At 47.4% G+C, this 8,703-nt stretch carries 7 protein-coding genes; 5 read left to right on the forward strand and 2 right to left on the reverse strand.

Going from position 1 to position 8,703, the window contains the following annotated elements:
- Positions 1-131: 131 nt before the first annotated feature.
- The gene (locus KIS30_03200; GenBank protein ID MBX8645751.1) at positions 132-2,198 is read left to right on the forward strand and encodes an RAD55 family ATPase; all 2,067 of its coding nucleotides are present in this window, start codon (positions 132-134) and stop codon (positions 2,196-2,198) included.
- Positions 2,199-2,276: 78 nt separating this feature from the next.
- Entirely contained in the window at positions 2,277-3,833 is a 1,557-nt protein-coding gene (locus tag KIS30_03205) for a glycosyltransferase (protein ID MBX8645752.1), read from the forward strand.
- A gap of 129 nt (positions 3,834-3,962) precedes the next feature.
- On the opposite strand, the gene KIS30_03210 is transcribed toward KIS30_03205, so the two are convergent.
- The gene (locus KIS30_03210) at positions 3,963-4,520 is read right to left on the reverse strand and encodes a hypothetical protein (protein ID MBX8645753.1); all 558 of its coding nucleotides are present in this window, start codon (positions 4,518-4,520) and stop codon (positions 3,963-3,965) included.
- Between the two features lie 701 nt (positions 4,521-5,221).
- Between KIS30_03210 and KIS30_03215 the strand changes: the two genes are divergently transcribed.
- The 3 genes from KIS30_03215 to KIS30_03225 all read left to right on the forward strand — a co-directional run bounded on the left by KIS30_03215 (position 5,222) and on the right by KIS30_03225 (position 7,234).
- Complete coding sequence (locus KIS30_03215) at positions 5,222-5,602, forward strand: hypothetical protein (GenBank protein ID MBX8645754.1); 381 nt, start codon at positions 5,222-5,224, stop codon at positions 5,600-5,602.
- Positions 5,603-5,753: 151 nt separating this feature from the next.
- Positions 5,754-6,437 carry a hypothetical protein gene (locus tag KIS30_03220; GenBank protein ID MBX8645755.1) on the forward strand — a complete coding sequence of 228 codons (684 nt, stop codon included), beginning with the start codon at positions 5,754-5,756 and terminating at the stop codon, positions 6,435-6,437.
- A 665-nt stretch (positions 6,438-7,102) separates the two neighbouring features.
- A complete protein-coding gene (locus tag KIS30_03225) occupies positions 7,103-7,234 on the forward strand; it encodes a hypothetical protein (GenBank protein MBX8645756.1) in 132 nt (43 codons plus the stop codon).
- 176 nt (positions 7,235-7,410) lie between these two features.
- Here KIS30_03225 and KIS30_03230 read toward each other — a convergent pair.
- The coding region (locus KIS30_03230; protein ID MBX8645757.1) for a hypothetical protein at positions 7,411-8,703 on the reverse strand (1,293 nt) is incomplete at its 5' end.

Raw genomic sequence — 8,703 nt, forward strand, 5'->3', positions numbered from 1 at the left:
ACGGTAGCTCACGAAGATGCCGAGATATTCGGTCCGTATATTGCCAGACTGCATCAACAGACTCCGGCAATGGAGTGCCCGTGTAATTGACGGAAACAGGAGCGTAATCTATGAAATGCAGTGGATTTATTATGCCGGAAAAAGAAGTGTCCTGGCTCTTTTCCCGCACCGAACTGCCAATTTCAACTGCACTGGCTTCCGCCACTCTCTACGTGACGATTGCGGCAGGATTCGCGTATCTGTTCAATTTCCTCAATTGGTTCTTAATCTCGGCTAACCGTTTTTTATATTACCTCATCGCAATCGGTCTGATTCTTACCCTGTTACTTGCGATTCTTATTGCGAGAAATTCAATCAGGCGCAAATCAAATAAGAGTAAAGAGCGGAATATACCTAAAACGCAGGCAGTGTACGCACATCAGGAAACTCTAAGGAAAATTGACGCACTGTCAGCCTCATTCAAGAGCCGTAATGCCGGACAGGAAGATATGAAACAGTGCAATTGGAGTAACGCCTCCAGTCAGTTTTATGACATTTTGTTTAAAGAGCCGGATATTGGCCATCACTCGGAGCACATTCTGTCGATGCTCTATTACGGCAGAACCACCGCCGAGCCTTCACCTGACGCGGTATTCGACTTCAGATATCCCGGACTTGAACAGACTCTGCATATTGGCTCGGTAGAGCTGAATGAAAGGCTTGAGTTATTGAGCAAGGCTGGCTTTCTTACGCGGCAGGTATGGTTTGAAACTGTCGCATGCCCTGCATGCAGTGCCACCGACCCTATATCCCTGGACCTTTTCAACGCCGTAAACCCTCCTCCGAACAGAGGGTATGCTGCGAAAATGGATAAGTCACACGGCAGGTCAGTTGTTCCGGCATTCAGGTGCCGTAGATGCTCAAAGCTCTATTCATACGGAGACGGCCTGATCAGACAGGCTTTCGCCTATTCGATTAAAAGTGAACTGAAAGATACGGTGACAAAAGCAATACCGGACTTCTTCAAGTTTGTGGAAGTCATGAAACAGCACGGTCTCGATCCTGTTCAGTTAGCCACGTTGAAGGGCATGTCCGGCATCACTCACACCTTTGATATCGCTGTAGCTCAGAGAGCGGAACGCGGTTCACCTGCCGGTCAGGATGCGGGATATGGAGAAGTGACACGCGGTATTGTGATCAATGTGCCGGGAATCGGGAATAAGTCGCTGGGTTCCGAACATGTCAAGAGACTTTACAGCGAACTTTCCGATATAGAGGGCTACCGCGGCGTAATTATCGCAATTCACGGAATGGATGAAGAAGGAGAGCGCCTGGCCAGGCATTTCGGCATCCGTATACTGGCCGGCGCGGATGCAGATGGCGCTCTGAACGAATTCTGGCATTTCATCAGGAATGAATTTCTGAATCCGATAACCCGGCCATCAACAACGTTTGGAATTGAAGGCTTTGAAAAAATAGCCGACGAATTCCCTTCCGGCCGGGTATACATACTCTCCGGCCCATCAGGTTCGATGAAGACAACCGTGGCTGTTAATTATCTGATACAGGGAGCAAAACATGGTGAAAGAGGTGTGATGGTCGTCACGGGTCAGAGCATTGAAAATATTCTTTCTGATTTTTCAAATCAGGGACTGGAAGTCGAATTGTTCCGTCGTGATATATTACTAGTCGACCTGACTACGCAGATAGAGGATCTCAGGGAAAAGATGCTGAAGGGAGATGCCTCATCAGTCAGGGCATACCTGCTGAAGATCGTTACTGATCTGGGCATGGTAGTGCTCAAACATAAAGCAAAAAGGCTGGTGATAGATTCGATAGATGATTTCTGGCCAGACGACGCAGCCGGCAGGGATTTCATCAGGGGGTTTATACTGAGTCTATCAAAAATGGGCACCACCTCGATGCTCACAAAGACCGCAAGGTACGGGCCTGGCTCGTTCAGTTACGGCGACAGCTACGTCGACGGTATAATCAACCTCGGGTTCCAGGCAGTCGGCGATACAAGAACACACTTTATCGAAGCACTTAAGATTAGAGGTGTAAAGATAGATCCGTCAAGATTTGAGATCGGCACACGGATCGTCGACGGACGGATGAAACTGACCCTGCTCGGCAGATTGCCGATTTCAGGGACCGCCGAGTCGGAGCAGGAGCCCGAAATGGATGAAATAATGGAGTTCCCGGCGGGATCTCAATGAATCTTACTTTTAATGATGCAGTGAGTCGTATTCCTCTCCTCCCGGTTTGTCGCGTTCACCATCAGGATGTCTGAGTCTATGGGCGGAAACAGACTCGGGTACCTGGTCCTTGTTCTCATGACTTTTCCATTCATGATTCTGTATCTGGTGATAAGCAGTATCGTCTTGTTCTCACATGGTTATTCACCTTCCAGCCACTTCTTCGCCGTTCTGCTGATAATAGGCGACACTTTCTTTGCACTGCAGACCTCGGCCTATCTTTACAACTTCTACAAGGCCCAGTTCCACTACCCGCAGACGATTGCGAATTATTACAGAAGATACGCCAGCAGCAGAGTTGCTGTCTTCATTATGGCATTCAATGAGCCTGCGGAGATTATTGAAAGGACTGTAACGGCAGTAAAACTGGCAACCGGAGAAAGGGGAAGAGTTTTCCTGCTGGATGATTCTACAAATGTTAGAATCCGGGAATCGGTTAAAGAAATTGCTAAAAATTATGATGTTGCCTATGTTCACAGAGAGAACAGACGGGGAGCCAAGGCGGGGGCGATAAACGATGCAATGCATCTCGTAACCGAGGAATACCTGGCTGTGTTCGATTCGGACCAGAGGCCATCGCCTGAGTTTTTTGACGAAATACTTCCGCTGCTTGAGGACGACGGCAGCCTCGCATATGTTCAGGTTCCTCAGGTTTATGTCAATACCGATGCGAGCAGAATGGCTTCTGCAGCACAGTCTGTGCAGGCACTATTCTTTGACTACATCGCAGAGGGAAAGAGTGTGAGCAATGCAATGTTCACCTGCGGCAGTAACGTGGTTTACCGTGTAGCTGCGCTTAGTGATGTCGGCAATTTTGATGAAACAATAGTAACAGAAGATATGGCGACAGCAATAAACATGCACGCCAGAGGATGGAAATCTCTGTATTATAACAAAAAGCTGGTATTCGGAGAAGGGCCGTCAACACTTGCGGCTTACTTCACACAACAGGGCCGGTGGTCGCTCGGCTCCATCTCTCTTTGGCCCAGGGTCATAAAACTGATGTTGAGGCACCCAAAAAGGATGAAGGCATCGCAGTACTGGGAATACTTGAATTCCACAAGCTGGTACCTTGTCGGTTTTGCAAACATGTTCGTGATACTTCCCCCGCTGACCTATGTTTTTCTGGGCATTCCGCCCGTGGTGGGCCCAGGCATCCTGCTGTTCTATGCGCTAGTCCCGTATCTAGCTCTGTCTATGACTTCATTCTTCCTTACTATGAGGCTGAGAGGGCATGGAATATCGAGCGCAATCCTTAACATCAGTCTCAATTTTGTCTGCTTTCCCGTATACCTGGTTTCTGCAGTCTATGCTCTGACTGGAAGGAAGAAGCCATTCAAAGTGACTCCAAAGGGTCAGAAGGGCGGGAAAGAACCTCTGGTTAGACTCTGGCCGCAACTGTCCCTTCTCTTTCTTCTTCTGTTCGGAGCAATTGCAGGTCTGGCAAAATATCTTGTCGATGACAGCATCGGGTATGCAATCAGCTCTGTCTGGCTCATTTATGTGGCTGTCTGGATCTTTGGTCTTTTCTATGTAAATTCGGTGTCGAAGGAAACATCAATTTATGCCGAAACCCTGAAGGTATATTCGAAGTAGGAATGATACTCCTGCTAAGGCTGTATGGGAATGCACTACAGTTTCTTTCTGGCGCGCCGTGTCAGAAAAACTTTCAATCACGCATTCCCATTAAAAGGTGCAGCTGTGTTAGGTATTCGGCGTGAAGATTTAACGAACAACTTCAATGCTGGCAAACAGGTAAGACATCGTAATCTGATTTGGGGAAGTTTCTGTTTTCACCTTGCAGTTTAGAAGCGATCCGAACGCCGTCTTTACCGTTTGATCATAGAAAATAGACCATTTTTCTCCCCACTGGTGTTTGATAATAATCATGCCTCCATCATCGTTTTCAATCTGCTCATATTCAAACATCCTGCCATATTTGGCAATCATCTCCGGAAAAGCCTTGATCACATTCTTGAAATTTATTTCCTTGAACCAGAACAGAACATATTCTTTGAGCACCGTCCCGCCAAACCATTTTCCCACTTCCCTGATTGACTCATCCGCAAGATACTCCACCATCTTTTGCAGGAGTTCGGGAGGAACCTCAACGAATCCGAATCTGTCGGCTAGAAAGTCCCATTCCACGTATCTCTTCAGGGCTCTTGATGCAAGCTGATTTACGCTCAATCCATTCTTGGCGGCCGCTTCCTGTATTCCTGCATCTACTTCAGACTCGAGACGAACGCTGCGTGTAATATGTGTTTTTTTATTCTTTGCCATATAATTCCACTCAGATTCACCATAAACTGCTCAATATCATGATTTTCTGTGTCATGATATTTAATAGTATTACAAGGAGATTATTAATATGTATGTAACGGCCCTGGCAGATGTTGGTTGCACTCACGGATCCAGCATTTTCTCTTCATTAGCATCAGGACATGCAAGTTCAAAGGCCCTTTTTCAGATTGCCGTTTTCAGTCGGGATTTATGATACAGGCTATTAAAGAAGCAGCTGCGCCTAGTCATCGGGAAGCACAAGGATCTCAATCATTCCACTCCTCTGTTCAGCACTCACATTTTCGTGCATGTTCGATGATCTCAGTATGTCACAGATCTCCGGGAAGCGATGACTGCTGTGAAGCTGCCCCGAAGCCGGTAGCGCGTGTCAATGATTTTGTCGCTAACTTCAGATATGGCAGCGTTCCCGCCTCAAGTCAGCCGGCTGTGTCGTTGAACGCCAGCTGTGTAGCATCGACTACTTCACATGGGCTCTTCTCCTGTGTTACAGAGAGTGCTGCACGCTTCGGAGTTGATTGCGCCCTGATGTGACGGCTCAATTATCACAGTTACAATAGTTTAGATACTGTGTGTGTGAATAGATAAAATGGAGCGATTGAACAGCGTTGCCGAATTTTCACAGGATTGCAAATGGCAGAGGTTTATTGTCGGGGTCAGTAGGAATAGTTGCAGGTTTGATATTGATAATTAGCGGGGTCGTTGCAATTTCATTCATGGGCACAATATTGACTTACTTTTTGAAGCACTACGGAACTAACCTGTCACCAGATGAAACTTATGGATTGAAAGTGGTCATTTCAATACTGGCATTTCTGGTAGGACTGGGAGGCCTGCTTGTAATATTCGGCGGATCCATGTTCCTGCTGAAGCACAGGATTTCCGGAAGAGTCCTGATAGGTCTGGGTGGCGGAATGGCAGTTGTCGGCCTGATTGTCACTATGGTCGTAGCATTTGCGGGTTCGGGTTTTTCTTCGCCCATATTCCGGATATCCTACTTTACGGTTTACTGGCTGGGTGCAATTCTTGCAATCATAGCGATGGGAATTTCCATTAGGGCATGACCTCCCGGAAATGCTGACGGCAGGTGTAGTTGCAGTTCCTCTGTTTTCCGAAGCTCTGCAGTATACGGTGGCCAGCCGTCTCATTTTAACCGCGTTCTAGTAACTTATCGATTGAGAAGGTAATTATAGTACAGAAGGAGTAGGAATAATCATGCTCTCTTACGCGTATTTTGTTTTCCCTTCTATTCCACAGTTCATCTTTCCATATATTGGTTTTATAACGGTGGCACTTGGGCTTTTGATGGCATTCGCAGGCAGGGAAATGTGGGAGATACTTACTGCCATCATAGGTATAATACTGGGTGCCATTATCGGCATGGCGTTTGGAGCATCAATAGACGGGCTGATAGGCAGTATACTCCTAGGAATTATAGGTGCGGTTATTGGAGGCTTGCTCTTCTATTACATAGCCGAGATTGGCATTTCAATTTTCATTGCCTATTTTGCACTGGTTGGAACACTGATACTGTTTGGTGCCAGGGGAGGCGTTCTAAGTAACATAGCCCATGGCGCAACTATTGCACTGGCCGTGGCACTGGTAGTTGCAATCGTTGTTTTCATTCTCTGCATAATCTATTTCGAGGAACTTATTGTGGTGTTTACCGCTATTGCTGGCGGTCTGCTGGTGGATTACGGGCTGACTCTATTCGGGTTCGGAGTAGTCGCGGTGATAGCTGCAATTGCAGTGGTGGTAATAGGTATAATATTCCAGCTCACGCTCCTTGAGCGTTTCAGGGGACCTGTCGAACCTGATACAAAAAACGTAACTTATACACACACGGAAACAACGTCCTCTTCTTCAACTGATACCCCTGTTACGCACAGAGACAATTGAAATGAATCGATGTCATCGTTTGAAGATTGCCGTCAACCGCTGAAGTGGAATACAAAGTCTGCTAGAGGTGTTAAAGCCTGCCCACTTCCCCATTCAATCGATTTTACCGATCGTTTGACATGTGTCTGAAGTTCGGTTTTGGTGTTACAGAGATGAGAGTGCTTTTCAACTGGAATGAACACACAGACAGGTTCCTCAGCAAGGATTGGAACTGTCACCGCCCATCCGGCTCTGTATCGATGAGAAGTGTGTGTTTGTTGATATCATCTTCCCTAAACAGGAACCACTGCCTGTAATCTGGGTGATTTCGTCGCCATCGACCGCTGAGTGCGTGCGATTCTCTACACGTCAGAGAGACTGGAAGCAGGCACAGAGCTGTGGCAAGCCATCAGGGCCTCAGGCAGATGTCGCCAGTCCTATCACTATTTCATGGCGGCGGAGGAGAACTGTCTCCTCAAGACACTGGCATTCACCGGTGTTCAGAGTTTAAGGCTTTAGCGCCTGAAATATGCGAAGCGCGGACGTGGAGCGTGACGTTCCCTCAGTCATTCGCTACAGTCAAACGTGCTGCTGTCGTTCTGCCACTACTCTAGGGTCGTCACGCGGCTGACGCAGCGCTGTGATGGGCAGGGACATCCGTCGAGAAGACAGCACAGAACTGCTTCGTGTGCGGCAACATTGTCAGGAGAAACCGCAGCGACAGGGGATTAAGGTGCCTGACTTGTAGTCATATGGATGACACACACCTCATTGGATCCGTGAATCTTCGAGTTTCTGTGGTTGGCTGGCGGCTATAGTCTACGTTGGCTGAATGAGGTTGTTATTGAGTCAATAATTATTTCATCCCGTTCCGCTGAGCATTCTCATTTTGCCTGTCTCTCCGGCATCCTGGATGGTTTACGAGTACTTGTGAAATCATGGACGCAGGTTTTTAGATCAATTTTGTATGTCAGCGACCTAATCAGTGCGTTGGTCAGTTTTTCATTTTTCTTCTCTTCCACATAACCAGTCCGCCGATAGCCGCGGCCACGAAAATAACTGCAAGGCTGCCTCCAAACGTTGCATCAGTGTTAACTGCAGATTTATCCTGAACGCCCTTAACAAACCCCACATTGAGTACCATTGGAGCTCCGTCGACTCTAAAACTCCCAGTGCTGTTCATGGGAATGTAGCCGTGCCCGGCAGAAATTGAATAATAATATGTGCCGTTCTGCACAAAAAACAACATTCTTGCGTTTGTGGATGTATAGTTAAAATTACCAATGCTAACCTTCCAAAGCGTCCCGAATGGCAGGCCCTCCTCGGTTACAGAAACTTCATAAACGTTGCTCTTTCCACTTAACCACGAAACAGTGACAGTCGTTCCTGCACCGCTCACAGTTACGAAACCGCCATTTGGGACGGCATAGATACCGCTGATGCCTCCTGTAATTGAAAAGACATATGTGCCGTTTGGTTCTCTGAATGTTATCGAGTTTGTGTCAGATGACCGTTTCAGCCCATTTATGCTTACAGACCAGTTTGTACCCTGAGGCAGTCCTGTCTCATCGAATGTGACAGGATACGTTGCTGCAGGAGCTGTACTCCACACAATGGTTACAGTCACGTTTGTTCCGGAAACAGTGACTGTTCCGGAATATGTGGAAGCAGTGTAGCCCGGTACACTGCTCACGGAATACTGGTACGTACCGTTGGGCACAGTGAATGACACGAGTCCTGCAGACGCATACTCTGTCACATCGTTGAATGTGACAGACCAGTTTGTGCCTGAAGGAAGGCCTGTTCCGGTAAATGTGACGCGATATTTGGTATGATCATGTTTGTGTCCTCCAGGCGGCACAGGAGCGAATACTATGTTGACAGTTACTTGACCGCCGTTTACAAAAACGTTGCCTGAAGAAGGCGAATAATTGAATCCGCTGACATTCTGGATCGTGAAGTTGTACGAGCCGTTGATCACATGAAATTTAATGGAACCGGTGGTGGAAAATGCAATTGTCTGGTTAAACACAACAGACCAGTTTGTACCCTGAGGCAGTCCTGTCTCATCGAATGTGACAGGATACGTTGCTGCAGGAGCTGTACTCCACACAATGGTTACAGTCACGTTTGTTCCGGAAACAGTGACTGTTCCGGAATATGTGGAAGCAGTGTAGCCCGGTACACTGCTCACGGAATACTGGTACGTACCGTTGGGCACAGTGAATGACACGAGTCCTGCAGACGCATACTCTGTCACATCGTTGAATGTGACAGACCAGTTTGT

Origin of the sequence: Candidatus Sysuiplasma acidicola (genome assembly GCA_019721035.1) — an archaeon.
In the GTDB taxonomy this organism is placed as follows: Archaea; Thermoplasmatota; Thermoplasmata; order Sysuiplasmatales; family Sysuiplasmataceae; genus Sysuiplasma; species Sysuiplasma acidicola.